The following is a 21,074-nucleotide window of genomic DNA, read 5'->3' as shown; positions in this document are numbered from 1 at the left end:
ACGCCCCTGCCCCACACCGGTCCCGGGAGCACCACCGGCCCCGAGACGGTACCCGCCTCCCGCTCCGCGCGGGTTCAGCCGGCCTCGACCGGGGTCGGTACGGCCGCCTCCTCCTCGTCCCGTCCCGTTCCGGGGTCGTCCTCGCCCCGGGCCCGCCAGGCCTGGACCAGGCCGAGCAGGATCGCGAGGGCGCCGAGCGGACCGGCGGCCCAGGGAACCCACAGGTCCACCGCCCTGAGCAGCAGGGACCGGACCCGGGCCCCTTCGACCAGGGAGGCGACCTGCCCCTCGGCCAGGGAGAGTTCGGCCTCCAGCAGGGAGACCTTTCCGGAACCGTTCAGGGGACGCAGGGTCTCGGAGCGCTCCTCGGTCATGTTCACGACCGCCCCGGTGGTCGGTTCCACCCAGAAGGTCCGTTCCAGCTCCAGCCAACGGGTGGCCTCGATCGTGCCCCGGGCCCCGCCGTCGAACAGGAACGCGGGCACCTCCCGTGCCGATTCGGGGACCTGGGTGGGCGGCACCGTCTGCGTGTAGCGGCGGACCGGCAGCCCTCCGACCTCGTCCTCCTCGTCGAACCCGACGGAGGGGGCCGAGCGCATCTCGGCGTCGTAGAAGGAGTGGCCGTCCTCGGGGGCCCCGGCGGGCCAGTTCAGGACCAGACCGGCCTGACGGACCGCGCGGTCGCCGTCGACGTGTTCACCGCAGCAGTTGACCGCGCGTCCGGTCTCCCGGTCCACGATGACGCGCCGGCTCCAGTGGTCGATGATCCGGTCGGAGACCGAGGTGTCGACCGTCATCTCCCAGGCGGACCAGTCCGCCCCGTGGAGCGAGGCGTCCACCCGGGTGGCCCGTTCCACCTCGACGTTCTCGTGGTTCTGCCATGTGGCGGTGTCCAGGTAGGCGGCGTCCGAGGCGGTCATCCTCAGGGTCTGTGAGAACTCGCCGGGGATCAGCGCGACCCGGTCGTGCACGTACAGCGGCAGGAGGAGCGCCAGGGTCATCAGGAACGCCCCGGCGGCCACCAGGAGTGTCCCCTTGGGCGGTGACGCGGAGAGTCCTCCGGGCGCCCGCCCCATCTGGGAGAACGTGCTCACCCGCGAACCTCCTCGACCTCGTGCGCGCCCTCGGGCCCCGGTTCCCCACCGTCGTGGTCGGGCCCGATCCCGTCACGGCCGCCCTCGTCCGAGGGCGGCCCGTCACCGGGTCCACCGTCCTCGTCGACGTCGGGGAGGCGCGACGGTCCCTCGACCGTCGTCTCGTCCACCTCGGATCCGGATCCCGTCTCCTGTTCGATGCCGGGCTGCCCCAACGCCAGGACCAGCCGGGCCATCGCGGGCAGACAGAGCACCTGGGGCACCCAACCGCGCAGAGCCGTGCCGAGCGTCTCGGTGACGTCGTGGAAGGGCATGTTCAGGGCCAGGTGGGTACCCGCGGCCGTGGCCAGCCCGGCCAGGGTCAACGACACCGTCACGACCCAGGGGCCGGCCAGGTGCGGCAGCATCCGTCCGCCCAGGGAGGGACGGCCCGGTTTGGCGTGGCGCAGTCGCCCCGGGGCACGGCGAGACAACCACCAGATCGCCGCCAGGATGGTGCCGACCAGGGCGGCTCCGGCCCAGCCGGCCACCCACACCCCGTAGGCCAGGCCCAGGGGCAGGACCACCCGACGCGGCAGCCGGCCGGTGCCGGCGGTCGGCAGGCTCCGGGCACCGCGCGACGGCTCCTCCGCCGTGCGCCGACCGCCGGGCAGCAGGCGGCGCGGCCAGGCGACCAGGATCACCAGCAGGGCGGCGAGCCCGCCGCCCACGGCGAGGACGCGCTGGTAGAGGGTGTCCGGGGTGTAGGTGAGGGTGACGGTGCCCGCGGTGCCCCCGGGCAGTTCCCAGGCCTGTTTCCACCCCTCCAGACGGACCGGTTCCAAGGGGCCGTCGACCCCGTCGACCCGGGCCTCCCAGCCCTCGTTGAAGTTCTCGTTGACCACGAGCAGGCTGTCCTCGTCGACGTCCACGTCGAAGCGGCGCTCTCCCGGACCCCACGAACGCAGGGTGTCGACCTCGGCCAGCCGGACCTCGGGGCGTTCGGCCACGGAGTCCCCGACGGTCTCCACCAGGGCCGAGCGGACCTGGTACCGGTTGCCCGGGTCCACGACCACGCGGTTCTCCCCTTCGGAGAGGTCGAGTTCGGTGCAGGCCTCATAGCTCAACGGACGCCCGTTGAGCTGGTCGGCGAGGGTGCCCTCACTGATCCGGGTCTCCACCCTCTGGTCGTTGACCCGCAGGGTCGGGCCCAGCCCGCAGGCGGTGGAGACATCGGCCTTCGGCGCCGGGTCGACCGGTTCCACCCCGGGCAGTTCGATGGTGCCGATCTCCAGGGCCTGCCCCTCGGGACGTTCGAAGGTCAGACGCAGGGAGGAGGTGGTGAGCGGGGCGAATTCGACGCGCTCGCTCCCGTCCAGCCAACCCTCGCGGACGGTGTCGTCGCCCTCGATGGTGACCTTGATCGGACGCATCACGCTGTCCGCCCGAGGGAACTCCACGTCCAGACGGTCCAGGGTGGTGGCCTCGCCCAGCTCGATGTCCAGCCAGGGGTTCTTCTCCTCCGGGTCCGGATACCAGACCGTGGCGGGGTCGTCGTCGAGCGCCCCGCGCCCCATGGCGGCGGGGTGTCGGACCGCGGTGGAGGATCCGGTCACGTAGGGGGGTCCACTCGCCCGGTTGGCGGCGTTCTCCGCCTCGCGCGGGTCGGTCAGGACCACCTGTCCGGAGATCCGGTGCGGGACGGCGGCGGACTCGGCGGACAGTTCGAAGGTGCGGTCCAGGCGGCCGGAGTCCTCACCGCCGACCTCCAGGTCCTGGTTGCACACCCACACGTTCGAGCCCTCCATGCAGCCGGGGGCCGTGCCGGTGGAACCGGTGAAGAGCAGCGTTCCGGCGTCGGCGGGGCCGGGGACGTCGAGGGTGCGGGCGGCCTCCAGTCCCGGGATCTCGATGGTGGAGATCCCCACCCGGGTACCGAACCGGTACTCCGGTTCCCAGGCGAGTTCGTCGACCCTGATGCGCAGGCTGGACGTCATTCCGGGCGGGGCGTTGAGCCGTTGCGGCTCGTCGGTCTCGGCGACGGCCGCCTCGGTCCTGCCCTCGTCGGTGATGAGGGTGACGCGCGAGGGCGGCGGCTCTCCCGGAAGCTGTTCGAAGGCCACGTTCAGCCCGTCGAGGTCGCGGGGTTCGGTGAACTCGACCTCGATCCACTGGCCGAGGGCGCCCTCGAAGGCGCTGGAGCGCCAGGCCGTGCCCAGGTCGTCGTCGAGCGCGGCGTAGGGCGCGTGGCCCGGGTCCCGGTCGCCCGGCCGGACCTCGACCCCCGCCTCCGATGTGGAGGCGGTGACGCCGGCGATACCGATGTCGCGCGCGTGGGCGACGTACTCCTCCCAGGCCGGGTCGAGGATGTCCGGGGCGGGGACGTCGCGTTCGTACTCCTGCTCCTCGGTCATGGTGCCCGAGACGTTGCGGCGCACGTCGGAGTAGACCACCTCGCGTCGGCGCGCTGTGTCGGTGACGATCGTGTCCTCGGCCGCGACGGCGTCGGCTCCGGGGTCGTCTCCCAGCAGGATGGGGCGGTCGTCGTCGACCAGCCCCTGTTCGGCCAGGTGCAGGACGGACTCGGGGCCTCCGGTGACCCGGAGCGTCTCGTCGGCGGGCACGGTGCCGACCGTGGGAGCGGCGTCCTCCACCTCGTAGACGGTCAGGGACGGGTAGGCCTGGTCGAACCATTGGGAGGCGGAACGGTGGTCGAGGGAACCCACGACCGGCCCGAACTCGGCCGCCTCGGAGATGCCGGGCGAGTTCCGCAGGGTCTGGTGGACCCGGGAGGGCCAGCCGCCGTTGTTGCCCACGCGTTGGAGGTCGTTGCGGACGACGAGGTGCGTGACGCCCAGACGGGCCAGGGTGGCGGCCAACCCCTCGGATCCGCGCCCGGAGGAGACCCGTTGGTCGATCTCGTGGTTGATGCGGGAGATGCCGGAGGAGCCCCAGGGGATGATCTGGTGGTTGGTCCAGGCCCCGGAGTAGAGGGGTTGGAGGGGCTCGTCGAGGGGGCGGCCCCATTCGTACTCGCCCCGGGCCGAACCCGGCAGGGCCATGGTCATGCCCGGGTCCCCGGCGTTCTCCTCCAGCCAGTCGACCGCCTCGTACCAGTACTCGGGGATCTCCTCGAAGCCTCCCCGGGGCGCGACGCCGACCGTGGCGAGGGGGGTGAGCGTGATCAGGAAGACCGCGGCCCCGGCACCGGCGACCACGCGGCGTACCCGGCCGGAGACGGCCTCGCCTCGGCGGTCGGCCAGGTCGCGGGCCACCACGACGGGCAGGTGCGCCAGGCCCAGGACTATGGGCAGCCGGATGAGCGCGTCGAACTTGTGCACGTTGCGGAAGGGGGAGAGCGCCCCGTCGAACAGCTCCCGCATCCAGGGCGCGAAGGGCCCGGTGAGCGCTCCGGTGTAGCCCGCGACCACGATGGCGGTGCCCACGAGGACGCTGGTGATGAGGAAGAGGCGTTCGGGGGTGCGCCGGTTGATCAGCCCGGCCAGGCCGAGCCCGGCGACCAGCGCGGTGACCGCCACCAGCCACGGGGTCAGCGAGAGCTCCGCGCCCGCGGGCAGGGCGGTGTTGCCCATGTCGGGCAGGAAGCCCATCCAGTTGGAGGTGCCTCGCAGGGCGTTGAACAGCGAGGTGATGCCGGTGGTGACGGCCGCGTCCTCGGTGTAGGGCATGAACGAGTACACGTACCGCGCCATGATGAACAGCGGCGCGATGTACCAGAACGAGGCCAGGACCAGGGCCACCGACCACCAGGCGATGAGCCGTCGTTTGCGCGGGCCCCGGGCCCGGGTGATCAGGTACAGGCCGGGGACGACCAGCACGGCCAGTTCCGAGGCGGCATTGGTGCCGCCGCACATGAGGAAGGCCAGGCCCGACAGCAGGGCCATGCGCGCCGGCGGGTATCCGTGCCGGGCGCCCAGGACCAACGGCAACAGGATCCACGGCATGAGCAGCATGGGCTGGAGCTCGGCCGAGTTGTAGGACAGCAGGGTGAGGACGCGCGGGGCCAGGGCGTAGGCGACCCCGGCCACGATGCGGGTGTTGACGGTCCCCAGGCCCAGCGCCTCGGCGACCTTGTAGACGCCGAGGAAGGCCGCGATGAGCAGGACCGCCATCCACAGCCGCTGGACGAGCCACTCGGGCATGCCCAGGGTCTCGAACAGCAGGTGGAAGGGGCCGTTCGGGAAGAAGTACCCGTAGGCCTGGTTCTGGAGCTGCCCGAAGTAGGAGGCGTCCCACAGGTGGAACGCGCGCTCCATGAACCCCAGCGGGTTGATCGTCAGGTCGAGCTTGGTGTCGCCGACGATCCGGCCGGGGTCGATGCTGGCCGCCAGCACTCCCAGAAGCAGACACACCGCGAGGACCTTGAGCCGCGACCGCAGCCCCTCGTCCGGTCCGCCGGGGGCGGACGGTGTTCTGGAATCCTCCGGTTCGCGCCTGGCGGTGGATTCCGCCGAAGTCACATCTTCGCTTTCTTGCCTGCTGCCGGGTCGGGGGTGTCCATGGTGGGGTCGATGCCGAGTTCCGTGGCGACGAGGCGGGTCATCCGGGCGCCGCCGGCCTCCCAGGTGAACCGGGACGCCCAGGCGCGGCAGGCGCGACGGACCTCCTCGGCCCGTCGGGGATCGGACAGTTCCCGCAGCGCCCTGGAGACGGTCTCGGCGAGGGTCTCGCCTTCGCGGACGAGCCAGCCGGTCTCACCGTCACGGACCGAATCGCGCAGTCCGTCCACATCGTAGGCCACGGTGGGCACGCCGAGCCGCGCGGCCTCGATGACCGTCAGCCCCCACCCCTCGAACTCGGAGGCGGTGACGTGGAGGTGGCAGGAGGACAGGACGGCGTTCTTGTCCTCCTCGGAGAGGAAGCCGTGGAGGTCGACGCGGTCGTGGAGTCCGTCCCGCTCGACCTGTTCGGCGAGGTGGGCGCCTTCGGGGCCGCGTCCGATGATGTGCACGCGCAGGCCCGGATGGGTCTCGGAGAGGGAGCGGGCCAGGTCGACCACGCGGGAGACGCGCTTCTGCACCACCAGCCGTCCCAGGCTGACGACGGTGGGGGCTGCGTCCGGCGCGGGCCCGGGCGGCAGGGGCTCCAGGGCGGGGCCGCCGTTGTGGACGATCTCGATGGGGGCGCGCCAACCGAGCTTGTCGCGCATGGCGGTACGGGAGGACTCCGAGACGGTGACGGTGGTGCAGTTCCGGTAGACCCGGGAGGCCACGGTCGACTCCATGAACCGGCCGAACCAGGCCAGCGGCGGCGAGAAGTAGGCGTCGAACTGGAGGTCGTGGACGTGGTGCACGATGCTGACGACCCGGGTCTCCCGGCGCAGGACCAGACGGGAGAGGAAGGGGATGCCGTTCATGCAGTCGAAGGCCAGGTGGTACTCGCGTCTCCACAGGGCGAGCCAGGCCATGACCCGCGGGTAGACGGTGAACTTTCCGCCCATGCGACGGATGACGATGCCGTCCTTGGTCTCGACCCTGGCCTGGTGGGGTTCGCGTGCGGTGAGGAAGGTGACGATGGCCCCGCGTTCGGCGAGGTGCCGGCTGATCCGCCAGGCGTACTCCTCGGCCCCGCCCGCGGTCGACTGCCAGGGGTCGCGCCAGTTGATCATGACGATGCGGACACCGTCGAGACGCGGTCCGAGGTCGACGGGCGGCTCCTGTTCTCCGGTCTTTCCGGGGATCGCCGTCTCGTCGGCCTCCGCCGGGGCGGGGGCGGGGATGGCGGCCGGGGCCGTGGGGGCCGTGGCGTGTCCGGGCTCCGCCCGGTGGGGGACCTTCTGGAAGACCACACGCTCTCCTTCCGCGCGGTGTCCGGTTCCCGGGAGGGGATCGCCACGCTCCGCGTGCGGTCGATCTCGGTGAGCGAGCGCTTCGGGGAGGGGTCGAGCGCACGCCGAACAGGCCCGGGGGCCGGACGTCAGTGGGGTGGGCGGTCGTCCCGGGGAACGAACGCGAGGGGTGTCGGCGGGTTCGGGTTCCCTCCGTCGGGTCGGTGGACGAGGTCCGGACGCGTGGGGCGCCCCACCGGCGGCGGGGCGCCCGCCGGACCTCGGGAACCCGACGTCCAGGTCGCCCTTTCCGGTGGGTTCCGCGCCCGTCAGGGACCGGTCGAACCGGTACCGACGGTCACGGCCGGAGAGGACTTCCTAGCGATCGCCGTAGTTGTAGAGGGTTTCGTTCACCGGTTCCGCGGTGGCGGTCGACTCGGTGGCGAGGTTGGTGACCATCACGGTGGTACCTCCCGCCAGAGCCGCACCGATCACGCAGGCGGCGATTACCTTGATCACTTGGGGATCTCCTTCCGCGCGCCCCGGTCCGTTCTGGGTTGGGGACGCTGGAAACCGAGACTAGAACCTGATCTAGCCATAGACCAGATGATTGCCCCAACTGTAACTAACCCCCCGGTAACTTCCAACCCCGAGATGCCCTCTTTATCCACGTTCATGTGCTGGTCTCGTACTTCCAGAAGGGTCATATCGTCCCCCTGGACCACCGTCTCCAAGCCTGGGAAATCAGATGAGAACCGGTTATCGACAGGGGCCGAGACCGCAACATGACTCACCCCGAGCGAGGACAGGATCTCCGCCCACTCCCCCGGATCGACCGTGGGCATCCCCGTACGCGGATCGGGTTCGAGCAGGCGGGCCGCCTCCCGGGCGCGGGCGTCCTCCCCGGCCACCACCACGGTCCCGCCGTCGGGGGTACCGACCCGCAGATCGTCGTTCCAGACGGTGCGCCGGTCGAAGAGCCGGGTGGCCGGATCGAGCACCACCACCGGCCTTCCCGACCACTCCACCCCCCGGTAGGCGCTCCAGGGCAGGACCAGCACGGCCCCGGAACCCGGATCGGCGGCCACCGCCTCCTGTGCCCTCGTCCACTCCCGGGGATAGTCGACCGGGACCAACCCGCCGCCGGCACCCCACGCCAGCCCGGGCAGGACCACCACCGGCCCCAAGGCCACGAACACGGCGACCATCGTGCGCACGAGCCCGACCTCGGAGACGTTCCGGGACGGCCCGCTCCCCCGTCGCGCGTCCTCCGAGAACCCGCGCAGCAGCCACACCAGGACGGCGCCCGACCCGAGCGCCTGAAGCAGGGCGAGCGGGGCCACGTACAGTTGTCCGTCGCGCAGAAGACCGAACCCCGGCCACCAGCCGATCAGGGAGGTCAGCACCTCGTGCCCCGGGCCGGTCGCCCCGGCCAGGGCGATCGTCGTCCCCGCCACCGCGGCCACCGACAGCCCCGCGGCCATCGCCGGACGGTGGCGACGCGCCCACCACACCCAGCCGGCCAGGGACACCGCCACCAGCAGCGCCCGGGCCGCGGCGGCCACCGGCTCCCCGTACCCGGGCGGCACGGCGCCCGCGTTCCACACACCGCCCGACAGCAGCAACGAACCGAGCACGCCGAAGGGTGTGTCCGCCCGGGCCGCGAAGGCCTCCACCCCCGCCGGATCCGTCGTCGCCCCACTGGTCAACGAGGGCACCAGCCAGGGCAGGGACACCAGGACCAACGCCGCGACCAGCGCCCCCGCGGTCCGCCACCGGCGAGGACCGAGCAGCGCCTGCGGACCCGCGGTCAACGCGCTGAGCGCCACCGACGAGAAGCCGCCCACCGCGGCGGGGATCAGCGCGCGGAGCGTCCCGGCCAGACCCCGTGAGGCCGGCTCCGTCGACGCCCGGACGACCGCCGCCAGCACCCAGGGCAGCCCCGCGTATCCCAGGAGGACCGCCCACTGCCCCAACAGCAGCCGTTCCGCCACGAACGGGTTCCACACGTAGGACAGACCGGCGGCGGCACCCGCCGCCGCCCCGACCACGTCCGGCCCTCCCGCCGCACGCACAGCCCCGGACAGGATCCGGAAGGCCCCCACGAAGCCCAGGACGAACACCGCCGTCAGGGCCAGGGACTGCACCACGTCGCCCGGCAGGACCAGGGACAGAGCGGCGACCACCGCGTCGCTGGGCATCGCCCGGGGGAAACCGTCCGCGCCCGCCAGCACGGTGGCGAGCGAGAGGTCGGGCACGAAGACCATGTCGTAACGCAGCACGTAGCCGGGGCCCAGGGCGGGCCCCAACGCCGCCACCGCCGCCAGGGCGCCCAGGAACCAGGGCAGAGCACGGAAGAGGAACCCCATCAGCGCTCCGCGAGGACGAGGACGTCGGAGAAGCCGCCCTCCACATGATCACGGTGGGAGCGCACCACGATCTCCACCGGGCCCGGCACCGAGACCGGCCAGCGGGTCGTGTCCCCCTGGGAACCGAGAGAACGCCAGCCCTCGCCGTCCTCGGGTCCCCGGTCGTCCCGGGGGAAGCAGGAACGGCCGGGATCCGGATCGGGCCGCACGGGCGGGGCCGGAGGGGTGGGGGGCGGCTCGATCACGGGCGGAGGCGGATCCGGGCGAGGCGGTTCCGGAGTAGCGGAGGGCGACGGCACGGGCTCCTGCGGCGCCTCCCCCTCGGGCCGTTCGTCGTCGAGCGTTCGGGGCCACCCGACGGGACGGCGGAAACGGTCCAGCGGGACGCACTCCAACCGACGGACCCACACCTCGTAGTGACCGGCCTCGTCCACCTCGTCCCAGACCGCCACGGTCCCGCTCTCCTCGACACGGAGCCCCGTCGGCCCCGGAGGCGGATCGTCGTCCCACGTCAGCCGGAGCGGTTCGGAGGCCGCGCCCTCGTCCCGTCCTCGGTAGGTACGGACCGTGAACTCGTAACGGGCGCCGCTGAACAGGGAATCGACGAGGATCGACCGTTCGTCGTCGTCCCGCTCCACCTCGATGGGCAGGACGAAGGGGTCGTCGGGTTCCGGTTCGAGCCGACGTTGCACCACCCGATAGTCGGTGGCGCCGGGAACCGCCTCCCAGCTCAGGAGCAGACCGTCCTCGGTCTCCTCCGATTCGGGCTCGGGGGCGGTCAACGGCCCCAACGGGAGGTCGGGCAACGGTCGCGGGAAGCCCTCCTCCCCCACGCTCAGCGGGCCGGCCAGGGCGTCGGCGAAGGCCGCCGCGATCTTCAGCTCGCCCCGGGCGTTGGGGTGGGTGGCGTCCCAGTTGTCGTAGGCGGGCGCGTAGTCCTCCGCGGTCCGGGCGACGATCATCGGCGATCCGCTCGAGGAGAGCTGTTCGGACAGGTCGACCAGGCCGGCGTTGAACCGGTCGATCTCGGCGTTGACCCGGTCGTCCTCGTCGGTGCCGTCCACCTTGGGCAGTTCGCCCACCACGAAGCGGGCCTCGTCGACCACGACGCGGACCGTGGAGACGATCTCGGCGATGCCCTCCAGGGCGTGGTCGGCCCCGCCGCCCTCCAGGATGTCCTCCGTCCCGGCCAGCACCAACAGGTACTGGGGGTCGTGTTCGGCGGCGGTCATGGCGATCCCCTCCGACAGCTCCCGCGCGGTCGCGCCCCACCGGGCGGCGTGGTCGGTGTCGAAGTCGGGGATCGCGTACCCCTGGTCGCCGAACTCCTCGTCGTCCAGGGAGTACACGTCGTCCCTGGGACCGACGAAGTCGAAGTCGACCCCTTGTTCTCGCAGGTGGGACCAGAGGTGATAGCGCCAGGTCCGATCGCCGGCGCTGCCCTGCGTGGCCGAGTCGCCCACCAGCATGATCCGCAGTTCCCCGTCGGGCGGACCCGGGACGGCGACCGGTTCCTCCGGTCCGAGACCATCGCCGCCGACCGCCCCGGCGCCGGACCGGATCACCAGGAGGGTGATCGCCATGGCGGCGAGCATCATGCCGAGCAGGCCGAGGGGTCCGGGCTCGAAGCGGGAGTCGCCGGGGGTCCACAGGCGTCGTAGGCGCGGGTGTACGCGAGAGTTCAGTTCCCTGAGCCGGTCGCGCAGCGCGTCGAGGTCGAGTGGCCGAGGACGCCTGGGAGAGGACTCGGAGCCCGTCACCTCGTCGGCGACGACCTCGTCCTCGGGAGTGGCGTCCGCCTCCGGATCCCGCACCGTACCCCATCTCTCGCCGCCACCGCCCGCGATGGCCACAAGTTCTTCTCAGGTGGCCGAGCACCATTCCCCCTGCTAGGAGCACCGGGGGGAGGACACTCGCCAGACAAGACTAGAACTGGTTATATGGAGGCCGTCAACCTTCGGGCCCGATCGGGCCACGGAAATACCCAGCCGAAAGGCCTCCTCCTCGTGGTCGGACTCCTGGTCGCGCTGTTCTCGGCGGTGGTCTACACGATCGGCCTGACCGTGGAACAGCGCGCGCTGCACGGATCCGAGTCGATCTCGATCAACCGACCCCTCCACCTCGTCAGGGTACTTCTGGGCAATCCGCGGTGGATCCTCGGCTGTGCCTTCGCGGCCCTGGGCAGTGTCGGTCTGATCGTCTCCCTCGGTCTGGCCCCGGTGTCGGTGGCCCAACCCGCCTTCGCCGCCGGTGTCGCGACGACGTTGTTGATCGTCACCCTGGTCCGCGGCGAACGGATCACGCGCGGCGAGTACGTGGCTCTCGGGGTGATGCCGGTGGCGCTGGGACTGCTCGGTCTGTCGACCGTGGACGGCGCCACCACCGGGACCACCGCGAACACACCCCTGCTGGTGACCGTCAGCGTGACCACCGTCGTGGCGTGCGTGACGGTGATGTACCTCGTCGGCGGAGGCGGCCGCTACGTGTCGGCCGCCGCCATGGGCGCCGCCGCCGGTCTCGCCCAGGGCAGCGCCGGACTCCAGGGCAAAGGTCTGGGCGGGCTGCTCGCCGACAACGGGCTCTGGGCGGCCGTCGTCCCCGCCCTGCTGTCGCCCTACCCGTACCTGTACCTCCTGGGCTGGGGTGTGGGGATCGTCCTCTTCCAGACCTCGTTGCAGCGCTCCCGGGCCTCCATCACCGCTCCGGTCGCCAACGTGGTCGGCAACGTCTTCACGGTGGTGGCCGGCACCCTGCTGTTCGGCGAGAGCCTGCCCGAGGACCCGCTCACCCTGGCCCTGCGCGTGGGCGGGTTCGCCCTGACCCTGGTCGTGGTGGTGCTGGTCCGAGGCAACGTGTCCCAGGCCGAGGCCGACACCAGCCGACTACGAGGAGAGCCCGTCCGCACCGAGTGACCGGAGCGAACGGGCCCGCGTGCGCTTCTAGGCGGCCACGGAGACGGCCTGGTGCAGCCCGGGCGCGGCCACGTCGGCCCAGGCCCGGATGACGCCCTCCGGTGCCTCGACCTCGTCGGCGGCCAGTACCAGACCGGGCTCGGCGACCCAGGCGCCCAGGTCGGCCAAGAGGACGCGCAGGTCCTCCTCGATGCCGTGGCTGTTGCGCAGGTCGTCGACGACGGCCAGCGGGACCGCGACGGTGTGGCCGAGACCCAGCTCCGGCAACCGGTCCAGGAAGACCTTGAGCAGACCGGTGTAGGTGCCGTGGACCTGGGGCGAGGCGATCAACAGGACGTCGGCGGCGTGGACCCGCTCCAGGGCCTCCGTGACCGAGGCGGCGGACTCGGTGAGCAGGTCGGGGCCGAGGTCGGCCAGATCGATGACGTCGGGCTCGGAGGTGATGCCCGCACGGGCGGCGACCTCGGCGGCCGCGGTCAAGGCGGCGGAACGGGTGAAGGAACGGGGACGGGGATCGGCGACGAGCACGGTGAAGCGGGTCATGCGGAGAACTCCTGGGGTTCGGTCTGAACGAGCCGGGATCGACCGGAGGGAACGCGGGGGGCGGTGGTCGGATTCGTCGACACCGGAGAAGAACCGTGTTCCACACGTTCCGAGGCGCGGCGCGGGACCTTTGCGTCCATCGTGGTGACGCGCGTCGACTCGTGCGAAGGTGCTCATTCGGACCGAGGGTCCGGTCCCGATACGGGGCTGCTGAGCGTCCGGTGTCTGTCAGGGCACAGGGGGCACGGGTGCATACCCGTGGCGCGGGGCTCTGGGCCCCGCGAAGGCGCTAGCTACGACAGAGCGCGCTCGCCTGCTGTCGCAGATCGACATGCAGGCGCTGGACAAGCAGCTCACCGGCGGACATGCCTCCATCATGGGGCGCCCCGGCCGCTATCGTCAATGCGTGCCGTCGTCCCTCCCGCGGGGCCGACGGGCTCCGCGCGTCCCGGTCCATCTCGCGGACAACCGTCCCAGGGAGCGGAATCACCACGTTCCCCTGGGAAGACGTGACCTCGGTGGGGTGCGCACGACCCCTTCCGAACCGCCCGGTCACACGGATGTAATTTTCGACACACGATGTCCGCCGCCGAAGCGGCGGTCCTTGGACCCGAGGAGAACCCCACCGATGGCCCAGACATCCCTGACCCTCACCGGCGCACGCGTCGTGACCGCCGACGGCGTCCACGAAGGGTGGATCCGGATCGACGACGGCCGTGTGGCCGAACTCGGCACCGGAGACCCCGGAGCGGGAGAGCGGCACGACGTCGGCGGCGCCCTGGTCGCCCCCGGCCTGGTCGACACCCACGTCCACGGCGGCAAGGGGCACTCCTTCCCCGGCTCCTCCCCCGAGGGGGTGCGGGAGATCGTGGAGTTCAACCGCGCGGCCGGGGTGACCTCCCTGGTGGGAGGGCTCGTCGCCGCCTCGCCCGAGGCGACCCTCCGCCAAGTGGAGACCCTCGCCGAACTCTGCGATGAGGGCGAGCTGGCCGGGATCTACCTGGAAGGCCCCTTCATCGCCCGCGCCCGCTGCGGGGCGCACGACCCCGACCTGCTGCGCGACCCCGACACCACCGAGTTCGACGCCTGGCTGGCCGCCGGTCGAGGCCACGTCCGCATGATCACGGTCGCCCCCGAGCTGCCCGGCGCCCTGGACCTGATCCGCGCGGCGACCTCCTCCGGCGTGGTGGCCGCCGTCGGGCACACCGAGGCGGACTACGAACAGACCCTGGCCGCCGTGGAGGCCGGGGCCACGGTCGCCACCCACCTCTACAACGCGATGAGCCCCCTCAAGCACCGGGAGCCGGGGCCGATCGCCGCGCTGCTGGGCGACGAGCGGGTGACGGTCGAGCTGATCCTGGACAACGTGCACGTCCACCCGGGCGCGGCACGACTCGTGTTCGACGCCGCCGGCGCCGACCGGGTCTCGCTGGTCACCGACGCGATGTCGGCGACCGGGTTGGGCGACGGCGAGTACACCCTGGGCGAGCTGCGGGTGCGGGTCCACGACGGCAAGGCCCACGTCGTGGAGACCGGGGCGATCGCCTCCAGCACCATCGTGCTCCCCCAGGCCGTGCGCAACGCGGTGGCCCTGGGGGTGCCTGCCGAGGACGCGATCCGATCGGCCTCCTCGGTGCCGGCCACCGCTCTGGGACTGCCCGGGATCGGTGTCGTCGAGACCGGAGCGCACGCCGATCTCATCGTTCTCAATCACGACCTTTCGGTCGCTGACGTGATGTACCGGGGCAGGTGGGTGGGGTAACGGCGTGTCGTGGGCACGGTACGGACTAGTAACTTTCCTCTGGGCGACAATCGAAGGCAGGGCATCGAGGAAAGCACCGTGCTCGTCACGAAAGGATCCGCCATGGCCCAGTCGAGACAGGCGAACGACCAGCAGCCGACTCCCGTGCCCTCCGAGGAGCATGGGCACCTCGGCAAGCTCGCAGGCGAACTGTCCCGCTACGCGGTCCGTGCCGAGGTGGTGGAGGAGCCCGGATTGTGCCTTCGTGTGAGCAATCCGGAGTCCGCCCACGCGGTCGAGGACGTGATCTGTGAACGTCGGGAACACGACTACGCGTTCCTCGCCTCGTTCGGGGTCCACCTGGGGAACAGCGGAAGCGTGTCACTCACGGCCCACAAGGTCGCGTGGCTCGTGGGAGCGACCAAGGAATAGCCGGGCCCGTGTACGACGGGGGCCGCGCCCACGGGCGCGCCCCCGTCGAGCGGGTGCGGGGCGTCCCCGTGGACTTGGTAACTTCGAAGGTCCCCGGACGAACAGGATGTCCCGTGAACGCCTTCCGTTACGAGCTCGCGCCCGTCGACGAGACCTTCTTCGACACCGCTCCGATGCGGCGGCGGATCGGGCTGGAACTGGCCGCCGACCCCGACGAGGTCTGGGCGGGCCTCACCTCGCCCCGGCCTCTGTCCTGGTGCCGCGCGCTCGGCGACGTCCACTACTCCTCGGAGCCCCCCTACGGCGTGGGCACCACCCGTGAGGCGAGCGTCCTGGGCGCCTACCGGATGCGCGAACGCTTCTTCCGGTGGGACGAGGAGGCGCGCCACAAGTCCTTCTACGCCACCGAGAGCACCCTGCCGCTGTTCGAGTCCTTCGCCGAGGACTACCACGTGCTGCCCTTCGACGGCGGCAGCAAGCTCGTGTGGTCCTTCGCGTTCTCACCGTGGCGACGGCTGGACAGCGCCCTCCAGCTGGGCCGCCCCTTGGCCGACAGTCTGCTCGCCTCCCTGGTCAAGGACACCCGGGCCCACTTCGGCCCGCTCACCGAGGTCCGCTGATCCGAGGCGTCGCCCTCCGAATGTCGTCGCGCCGAGGCAGGATCTCCACCATGCGGAACCCCTTCCCCGATACGGACCCCGAGAAGGTCCTCGAAGACGTGCTGACCACGCTGCGCGCCCAGGTGGCCCTGGGCGTCCTCTCCTTCGACGCGATCGTCGACCGCCACATCGGCGACCTCGTCCTGGACGGTCTGCACAGGTACGTCCCCGACCCGACGGCGCTGCCCACCGACGACCCGGAGGAACAGCGCGCCTGGCTGATCGCCGTCCTGGACGCGGAGTTCGCCGCCGCCCTGCGTGAGCAGGACGAAGGGGAGGATCTCCTCGACTCCGAGCGGCTGAGCGCGGCCTTCCGCGATCTGGACGCGAACGGGATCCTCGCCCGAGAGGACTACGCCTGCTGCAACACCTGTGCCGTCTCCGAGCTGGCCGGCGAGGCCGGGGCCGAACGCGAGGCGCGTGAACGCGACGGTCGTCCCCCGGTCCGCGGGTACGTCTTCTACCACGCGCAGGACGCCGAGAGCCTGTTCCCCTTCCTCGGCTTCGGCTCCTACGTCGATCGCTCCCCCGAGGGCGACACCGCCGTCGGGGAAGAGGTCGTCGAGGCCCTGCGCCGCCACGGTCTGTCCCCGAAGTGGAACGGCGACCCGAAGCGGAAGATCGAGGGCCCGTCCCTGCGCCGTCGACGCACGGGACACCTGGCCCGGCATCCGAGCGCCGCGTGAGAGCCGCCGACGACCTGGGCCACCCGGTGGCGGTGCCGACGCCGCCACGACGGGTGGTGTGCCTGGTGCCCTCGCTCACGGAGGCCATCGCGCACACCGCACCCGAGGCGCTGATCGGCGCGACCGAATGGTGCGCCCATCCGCCCGGGCTCGACGTGGAGCGGCTGCGCGGGACCAAGAACCCGCACGTGCGTCGGATCGTCGAGCTCGCCCCCGACCTGGTGGTCGCCAATCGGGAGGAGAACCGGGAACGGCACGTGCGGTTCCTGCGCGAGGCCGGCGTCCCGGTGTGGGTCACCGACATCCGCACCGTGGGCGGGGCCCTGGACTCGATGGGCCGTCTCCTGGCGCTCATCGCTCCGGGATCCGAGCCCGCCTGGCTGACGGAGGCCCGCGCCGTATGGGCCGCCCCGCCCCCGGCCGAGCGGCCCCGGGTGGCCGTACCGATCTGGCGCGACCCGTGGATGTTCGTCGGCGCCGACACCTTCGCCCACGACGTGCTGACCCGGCTGGGAGCGGTGAACGTGTTCGCCGACCTCCCGGGGCGCTATCCCGAGGCGGACCCCGACGAGGCGGCCGACGCCGACCTGGTGCTCCTGCCCGACGAGCCCTACGTGTTCACGCCGGACGACGGCCCCGAGGCCTTCGACGTGCCCTGGGCGCCGGTGTCCGGACGCGATCTGACCTGGTACGGGCCTTCACTGGTCGAGGCCCGACAGCGGCTGGCCCTGGCCCTGAGACGGACCTGAGGCCCGCGGTCAACGGTTGCGGAACCTGGCCACCAGCCGGAACACGGCCATGACCACGCCCAACCCGATCGCCGCTCCGACGACGGCGCCCAGCAGCGTGGCCACACGGTCGGATCCGTCACCCTCCCACAGGGTCGTCCCGAGGAAGAACAGGGAGATCAGCACGACGACCAGGGCGACCCCGACCGACACCAGCCCTCGGGCGCTCCAGAAGAAGCTCCGGGCGGTGGGTTCGGGCCGCTCGCCCAGTTCGGCCGCAGGCCCGACCGAGGCCGCGGTGGGACGCTTGAAGTAGGCGTAGGTGAAGAAGTAGCCGAAAAGCTCCCAGCCCTCCGGTTCGAGCCGTTCCGCCGCCCGCTCGCGTTCACGACGACCGGGCGCGATCACCTGGCGGTACTCCCACACCTGCGGAGTCTCCCCACGGTGGCCGACGAAACGGCCCATGCCGTCGAGCCGCTCCAGCTCCCACCCTTGGGCGCCCATCTCGTTCATCCGGGCGTGCGCCTCGAAGGCGTCGGCGCCCCAGACCAGGGTCTCCGGGGCGGCCTCGGACTCGGAACCGGTCTCCCCCAGCAGATCGTCGGCGAAGTCCGTCACCGGGCCGAACTCCTCCTCCGGGTCCAGCCCGCCCTCCATCAGGAAGGAGGACAGGTCGTCCACGGTGGCCCGGACCCGCTCCTCGGACACTCCGCGATCGCGCAGCAGCGCCGTCAACTCGTCGAGGTAGCTCACGAGACCCCGCCCTTCCTCAATACCTCGCGTACCGATCCGTCGAATTCCATCCATGCGGTGCCCTGCTCCATCAGGACCTCGCGGCCCTGGTCGGTCAGTCGGTAGTAGCGCCGTCCCGGACCCTTCTCCGCCGCGCGGAACTCCGCGACCACCAGGCCCGCCTCCTCCAACCGGTTCAGGACCGGGTAGAGGGTGCCGCCCTTGATCCGACCGAGGCCGGACTCGTCCAGCCGGGCCGCCAGGGCGTAGCCATAGCTCTCGCCCTCGGTCAACGCCGCCAGGACCAGGAGGTCGAGGACCCCCTTCAACCAACTCGATCGACGATCCATGTGTCCTCCTTCAGACTTCGGGGGCGATGTTCTCGGAAGTACGATCGGCCCGCCGGGGGGTGGGGGTGAGCAGGAGCGCGCGCAAGTCCAGGGCGGCGTGGGCGATGACGGCCACCAGCAGGCTCCCCGTACTCAGGTACAGGTAGGTGAAGGCCAGGCCCATCAACGCGACGCCCGCCATGGCCTTGGGCCCCTGGTACAGGTGAGCGAGGGTGAAGATCGCCAGACTCGCCCCGGCGGCGACGTACAACGGCAGTCCCAAGGAGACGCCGACCGCGATGAACAGCCCCCGGAAGACGATCTCCTCGCAGATCCCGGCGGTCACCGCGATACCGGCGGCGTAGCGGCGCTCACGACCGTTCCGGGGCAGGAGCGCATCCACACCCTGGGGGGTGAGGCCTCTGCTTCGGGCGACGAGCAGTACCGCGGCGCCCGCGATGACCATCCCGACCAGCATCCCGGCGTAGGTGCTCCAGTCCCCCGAGGTGGTCATACCCAGGTCGGCGAGACCCGCCCCGGGCGAGAGAGCGATCGCGAGAAGCGCCGATCCGGCCGCGACCCAGGAGACGGCCATGCCCAGGGAGAGGAAACGGGTGTAAGCGCCGGGCACGGTGTCCCGTTCACGCTCCAGCCTCTCATAGGCCCGCTTGCCCCAGAGGGGCTCCGCACAGAGGTAGTAGGCGACCAGGAGGAAGGCCAGGGCGAGTGCGGGCATGGAGAACTCGGGCGACATCGACGCCTCCCAGGTAGGTCATCTGAACTACCTAGACCGTAGACCAACCTAGTTAGGATTACAACCTATATAGCCGTGCGGCCCCCTCTTCTTCCTACGAACCGGCGCCCGAACACCGCCACCGAGACCGCTCCGCCCACCCCGGCCAGAGCCACCACCAGATGCGCGGGCAGGAACTCGGCCATCGCCCCGGCCAAAGCGAACCCCGCACCCTGACTGATCATCAGCCCCGCCGATCCCAGTGAGAACACCCGCCCCCGCGTCTCCTCCGGGGCCTCCGCCAACAACAGGGCGTCCAGCGCCAGCGTGTACCCCCAGCCCAGAGCGCCCAGGGCCAGGACCGCGACCGCGACGGCCGGCCCGGGCTCCAGCACGAACAGCGTCATCGGCAGGAAGGCGACGAAGGCCAACGGCAGCATCCAGCGTCGACGCCCCTCGGCGTCCAGCAACGCCCCCGCCGCGACCTCGCCCACCACCGTCCCCACCGGACCGGCCGTGAGCAGCAGGGCCACCAGCATCGGACCACCGCCCATCGACGATGCCAACGGCGCCGCCAGCGCCTCCGGCCACACGAACAGGGCCGCGGGCACCCAACTCAACAGGAGCACCGCGCGCAGCCCCGGCGCCCTCAAGGCCCGGAACGTCCCGCTCAAGGAGGAGGCGACCAAACCCCCGGACACCTCACGCCCCGGGCGCCCCACCGTCCCCAAGCCCACCACCAGGGCCGAGAACACCATCAACGCCGCGGCGATCGACAACGCCACCGGCGGCGAGGCCGCCAACATCAACGCGCCTCCGAACGAGAACCCGCCGATCTGCGCGGTCTGGGCCGCGATCCGCAGCAACGAACGCCCCAACGGGAAGCCCTCGGGGGTGAGCACGTCGGCCAGGGCGGTCGAACGTGCCCCCGAGTACACCGGGGCGACCGTTCCGCTGACCACCAGCAACATCAGCATCACCGGGACCGGCGTTCCCGGAATCGCCATGCACGCCATCACCGCGCCGCTGACCAGTTGCGTCGCCACCATCACCGTCCGGGCCGGGAAACGGTCGGCGGCCGACGACAGCAGAGAGGCCCCCAGCAGGTGGGGCAGGAAACCCAGCGCGAAGGCCAGGGACGACAACAGCGGGGAACCGGTGCGGTCGAAGATGAGGACGGACAGGGTGATCTGGACCGCCACCAGGGACAGGATCGACAGGATCTCGGCGACGAACAGGACCCGGAACTCGGGGACCCTCGACACACCGCGGAAGGAGGATTCGGACATGTGGCCCAGCCTGGGCCGAGTCCGAAGCACACTCAATGGATTCGGGTATGTTCGAATCCATGCCCGGACAAGTGGTCTTCGAAAGCACGGACCTGCTGCGATGCCGCTTCGCGACCTCTCCCCTCTGGGAGACTCTGGCGGCCCTGCACACCCTGTTCGAGCCCCACCGACAGAACTTCCACCTGCCCTGGGTCCGCTCCGTCCGGCTCCCCGACGGGGTCGACCTGTCCACGGTGCTGCTGCTGTTCCCCCGCCCCGGCTACGTGCCGGACTTCCTCTCCCCACCGCCGGAGGGGCCGCTCACCTCGATCGAGGACGAACTCGCCCGGGTCCGGGCCACGCCCGTGGAGCGGGTCGACGACGAACTCCGCTCCTGTCTGCTCGATCCGCGCCGGGCCCTTCCCTCGAGCGTGACCGCCCCCTTCCTGGACGACCCCGAGGCCACGCGCGACTCCCTCTCCGACCTCTTGGCGATCTGCTGGGACCACCTCATCCGGCCGCACTGGCCTCGCGTTCGCGCCCTCTTGGACGCCGACATCTCGCTCAGGGCCCACACCCTGGCCGAGAAGGGCCTGGCCGCCCTGATGACCGATCTCGACGACCGGCTCGCCTGGGACGGGACCACCCTGAACATCGCGGAGCCCTCCGCCATCGACCGGGTACGGCTGGGCGACCGTGGGCTGCTGCTCATGCCGAGCGCCTTCGTGTGGCCCGACCTGGTGATGATCAGCGAGGAACCCTGGCAGCCCACGCTGATCTACCCGGTCCGGGGCGTGGGGGAACTGTGGACGGCCGGAGACACTCCCCCGCGGACCCTGGTCCCGGTCCTGGGCCGCACCCGGGCCCGGCTCCTGGCCCACCTGGCGCTACCGGAGACCACCGGGAACGTGGCGGCGCGGCTCGGCCTCTCCCCCGCCACCGTCTCGACCGGTCTGACCGCGCTCCGGGACGCCGGGCTGGTCGAGGCCCGCCGTTCGGGCCGTGAGGTGTTCTACGTGCGTTCCCCGCTGGGGACCGCGCTCCTGGGAGGGGCGGAGCGCGAGGAGGCGTGAGGATGTCC

The 21,074-nt window shown here is 71.5% G+C and carries 18 protein-coding genes; 7 read left to right on the top strand and 11 right to left on the bottom strand.

What is annotated here, in order from left to right; translation table 11 throughout:
* Positions 1-74: 74 nt before the first annotated feature.
* The 6 genes from D451_RS0104385 to D451_RS0104360 form a co-directional block, all read right to left on the bottom strand.
* Entirely contained in the window at positions 75-1,094 is a 1,020-nt protein-coding gene (locus D451_RS0104385; protein ID WP_017533548.1) for a DUF3068 domain-containing protein, read from the bottom strand.
* Positions 1,091-5,554: an alpha-(1->3)-arabinofuranosyltransferase gene (locus D451_RS0104380; RefSeq protein ID WP_017533547.1), complete on the bottom strand. Its 4,464-nt coding sequence runs from the start codon at positions 5,552-5,554 to the stop codon at positions 1,091-1,093. The genes D451_RS0104385 and D451_RS0104380 overlap by 4 nt, the downstream gene beginning before the upstream one ends.
* On the bottom strand, positions 5,551-6,882 hold the full coding sequence (locus D451_RS0104375; protein WP_017533546.1) for a glycosyltransferase family 4 protein: 1,332 nt from the start codon (positions 6,880-6,882) through the stop codon (positions 5,551-5,553). The genes D451_RS0104380 and D451_RS0104375 overlap by 4 nt, the downstream gene beginning before the upstream one ends.
* A 357-nt stretch (positions 6,883-7,239) precedes the next feature.
* Positions 7,240-7,380 carry a hypothetical protein gene (locus D451_RS28215; protein ID WP_014910046.1) on the bottom strand — a complete coding sequence of 47 codons (141 nt, stop codon included), beginning with the start codon at positions 7,378-7,380 and terminating at the stop codon, positions 7,240-7,242.
* On the bottom strand, positions 7,377-9,230 hold the full coding sequence (locus D451_RS0104365; protein WP_017533545.1) for a membrane protein: 1,854 nt from the start codon (positions 9,228-9,230) through the stop codon (positions 7,377-7,379). Before D451_RS0104365 ends, D451_RS28215 begins: the two co-directional genes overlap by 4 nt.
* Positions 9,230-11,083: a GDSL-type esterase/lipase family protein gene (locus tag D451_RS0104360; protein ID WP_017533544.1), complete on the bottom strand. Its 1,854-nt coding sequence runs from the start codon at positions 11,081-11,083 to the stop codon at positions 9,230-9,232. Before D451_RS0104360 ends, D451_RS0104365 begins: the two co-directional genes overlap by 1 nt.
* Before the next feature lie 153 nt (positions 11,084-11,236).
* Here D451_RS0104360 and D451_RS0104355 point away from each other — a divergent pair, with 153 nt between their 5' ends.
* Positions 11,237-12,142, top strand: coding sequence for a hypothetical protein (locus tag D451_RS0104355; RefSeq protein WP_026124819.1), 906 nt, complete (start codon positions 11,237-11,239; stop codon positions 12,140-12,142).
* 27 nt (positions 12,143-12,169) lie between these two features.
* On the opposite strand, the gene D451_RS0104350 is transcribed toward D451_RS0104355, so the two are convergent.
* On the bottom strand, positions 12,170-12,685 hold the full coding sequence (locus D451_RS0104350) for an NADPH-dependent FMN reductase (protein WP_014909830.1): 516 nt from the start codon (positions 12,683-12,685) through the stop codon (positions 12,170-12,172).
* Positions 12,686-13,313: 628 nt separating this feature from the next.
* Here D451_RS0104350 and nagA point away from each other — a divergent pair.
* The 5 genes from nagA to D451_RS0104325 all read left to right on the top strand — a co-directional run bounded on the left by nagA (position 13,314) and on the right by D451_RS0104325 (position 16,952).
* The gene (gene nagA, locus D451_RS0104345; protein ID WP_017533543.1) at positions 13,314-14,447 is read left to right on the top strand and encodes an N-acetylglucosamine-6-phosphate deacetylase; all 1,134 of its coding nucleotides are present in this window, start codon (positions 13,314-13,316) and stop codon (positions 14,445-14,447) included.
* 102 nt (positions 14,448-14,549) lie between these two features.
* Positions 14,550-14,858 (top strand): hypothetical protein, encoded by a 309-nt coding sequence (locus D451_RS0104340; RefSeq protein ID WP_014908392.1) that lies wholly within the window; start codon positions 14,550-14,552, stop codon positions 14,856-14,858.
* Positions 14,859-14,971: 113 nt separating this feature from the next.
* Positions 14,972-15,478 carry an SRPBCC family protein gene (locus tag D451_RS0104335; RefSeq protein WP_017533541.1) on the top strand — a complete coding sequence of 169 codons (507 nt, stop codon included), beginning with the start codon at positions 14,972-14,974 and terminating at the stop codon, positions 15,476-15,478.
* A 50-nt stretch (positions 15,479-15,528) separates the two neighbouring features.
* On the top strand, positions 15,529-16,203 hold the full coding sequence (locus tag D451_RS0104330; RefSeq protein ID WP_026124818.1) for a DUF6891 domain-containing protein: 675 nt from the start codon (positions 15,529-15,531) through the stop codon (positions 16,201-16,203).
* The gene (locus D451_RS0104325) at positions 16,200-16,952 is read left to right on the top strand and encodes a helical backbone metal receptor (RefSeq protein ID WP_017533539.1); all 753 of its coding nucleotides are present in this window, start codon (positions 16,200-16,202) and stop codon (positions 16,950-16,952) included. Before D451_RS0104330 ends, D451_RS0104325 begins: the two co-directional genes overlap by 4 nt.
* A 9-nt stretch (positions 16,953-16,961) precedes the next feature.
* Here D451_RS0104325 and D451_RS0104320 read toward each other — a convergent pair whose 3' ends face one another.
* From D451_RS0104320 to D451_RS0104305, 4 genes are all read right to left on the bottom strand, one after another.
* Positions 16,962-17,684 (bottom strand): DUF2812 domain-containing protein, encoded by a 723-nt coding sequence (locus D451_RS0104320; protein WP_017533538.1) that lies wholly within the window; start codon positions 17,682-17,684, stop codon positions 16,962-16,964.
* Entirely contained in the window at positions 17,681-18,013 is a 333-nt protein-coding gene (locus D451_RS0104315; protein WP_017533537.1) for a PadR family transcriptional regulator, read from the bottom strand. The genes D451_RS0104320 and D451_RS0104315 overlap by 4 nt, the downstream gene beginning before the upstream one ends.
* Positions 18,014-18,023: 10 nt before the next feature.
* A complete protein-coding gene (locus D451_RS26255) occupies positions 18,024-18,746 on the bottom strand; it encodes a CPBP family intramembrane glutamic endopeptidase (RefSeq protein WP_017533536.1) in 723 nt (240 codons plus the stop codon).
* A gap of 65 nt (positions 18,747-18,811) precedes the next feature.
* Positions 18,812-20,014: an MFS transporter gene (locus D451_RS0104305; RefSeq protein ID WP_017533535.1), complete on the bottom strand. Its 1,203-nt coding sequence runs from the start codon at positions 20,012-20,014 to the stop codon at positions 18,812-18,814.
* A 59-nt stretch (positions 20,015-20,073) separates the two neighbouring features.
* On the opposite strand from D451_RS0104305, the gene D451_RS0104300 reads away from it, so the two are divergent.
* Positions 20,074-21,066 carry an ArsR/SmtB family transcription factor gene (locus D451_RS0104300; RefSeq protein ID WP_026124817.1) on the top strand — a complete coding sequence of 331 codons (993 nt, stop codon included), beginning with the start codon at positions 20,074-20,076 and terminating at the stop codon, positions 21,064-21,066.
* The last annotated feature ends 8 nt before the right edge of the window (positions 21,067-21,074 follow it).

Source organism: Nocardiopsis alba DSM 43377 (assembly GCF_000341225.1).
GTDB classification, from domain to species: domain Bacteria; phylum Actinomycetota; class Actinomycetes; order Streptosporangiales; family Streptosporangiaceae; genus Nocardiopsis; species Nocardiopsis alba.
The sequence above is the reverse complement of the archived record's forward strand: the minus strand, read 5'-3'. Positions and strand labels throughout refer to the sequence as shown.

Excerpts from the sequence above, each read along its gene's own strand:
- D451_RS26255 (WP_017533536.1), bottom strand. The coding sequence starts at position 18,746 with ATGTCGCCCGAGTTCTCCATGCCCGCACTCGCCCTGGCCTTCCTCCTG.
- D451_RS0104365 (WP_017533545.1), bottom strand. The coding sequence starts at position 9,230 with ATGGGGTTCCTCTTCCGTGCTCTGCCCTGGTTCCTGGGCGCCCTGGCG.
- D451_RS0104305 (WP_017533535.1), bottom strand. The coding sequence starts at position 20,014 with ATGTCCGAATCCTCCTTCCGCGGTGTGTCGAGGGTCCCCGAGTTCCGG.
- D451_RS0104300 (WP_026124817.1), top strand. The coding sequence starts at position 20,074 with ATGCCCGGACAAGTGGTCTTCGAAAGCACGGACCTGCTGCGATGCCGC.
- nagA (WP_017533543.1), top strand. The coding sequence starts at position 13,314 with ATGGCCCAGACATCCCTGACCCTCACCGGCGCACGCGTCGTGACCGCC.
- D451_RS0104350 (WP_014909830.1), bottom strand. The coding sequence starts at position 12,685 with ATGACCCGCTTCACCGTGCTCGTCGCCGATCCCCGTCCCCGTTCCTTC.
- D451_RS0104330 (WP_026124818.1), top strand. The coding sequence starts at position 15,529 with ATGCGGAACCCCTTCCCCGATACGGACCCCGAGAAGGTCCTCGAAGAC.
- D451_RS0104340 (WP_014908392.1), top strand. The coding sequence starts at position 14,550 with ATGGCCCAGTCGAGACAGGCGAACGACCAGCAGCCGACTCCCGTGCCC.
- D451_RS0104315 (WP_017533537.1), bottom strand. The coding sequence starts at position 18,013 with ATGGATCGTCGATCGAGTTGGTTGAAGGGGGTCCTCGACCTCCTGGTC.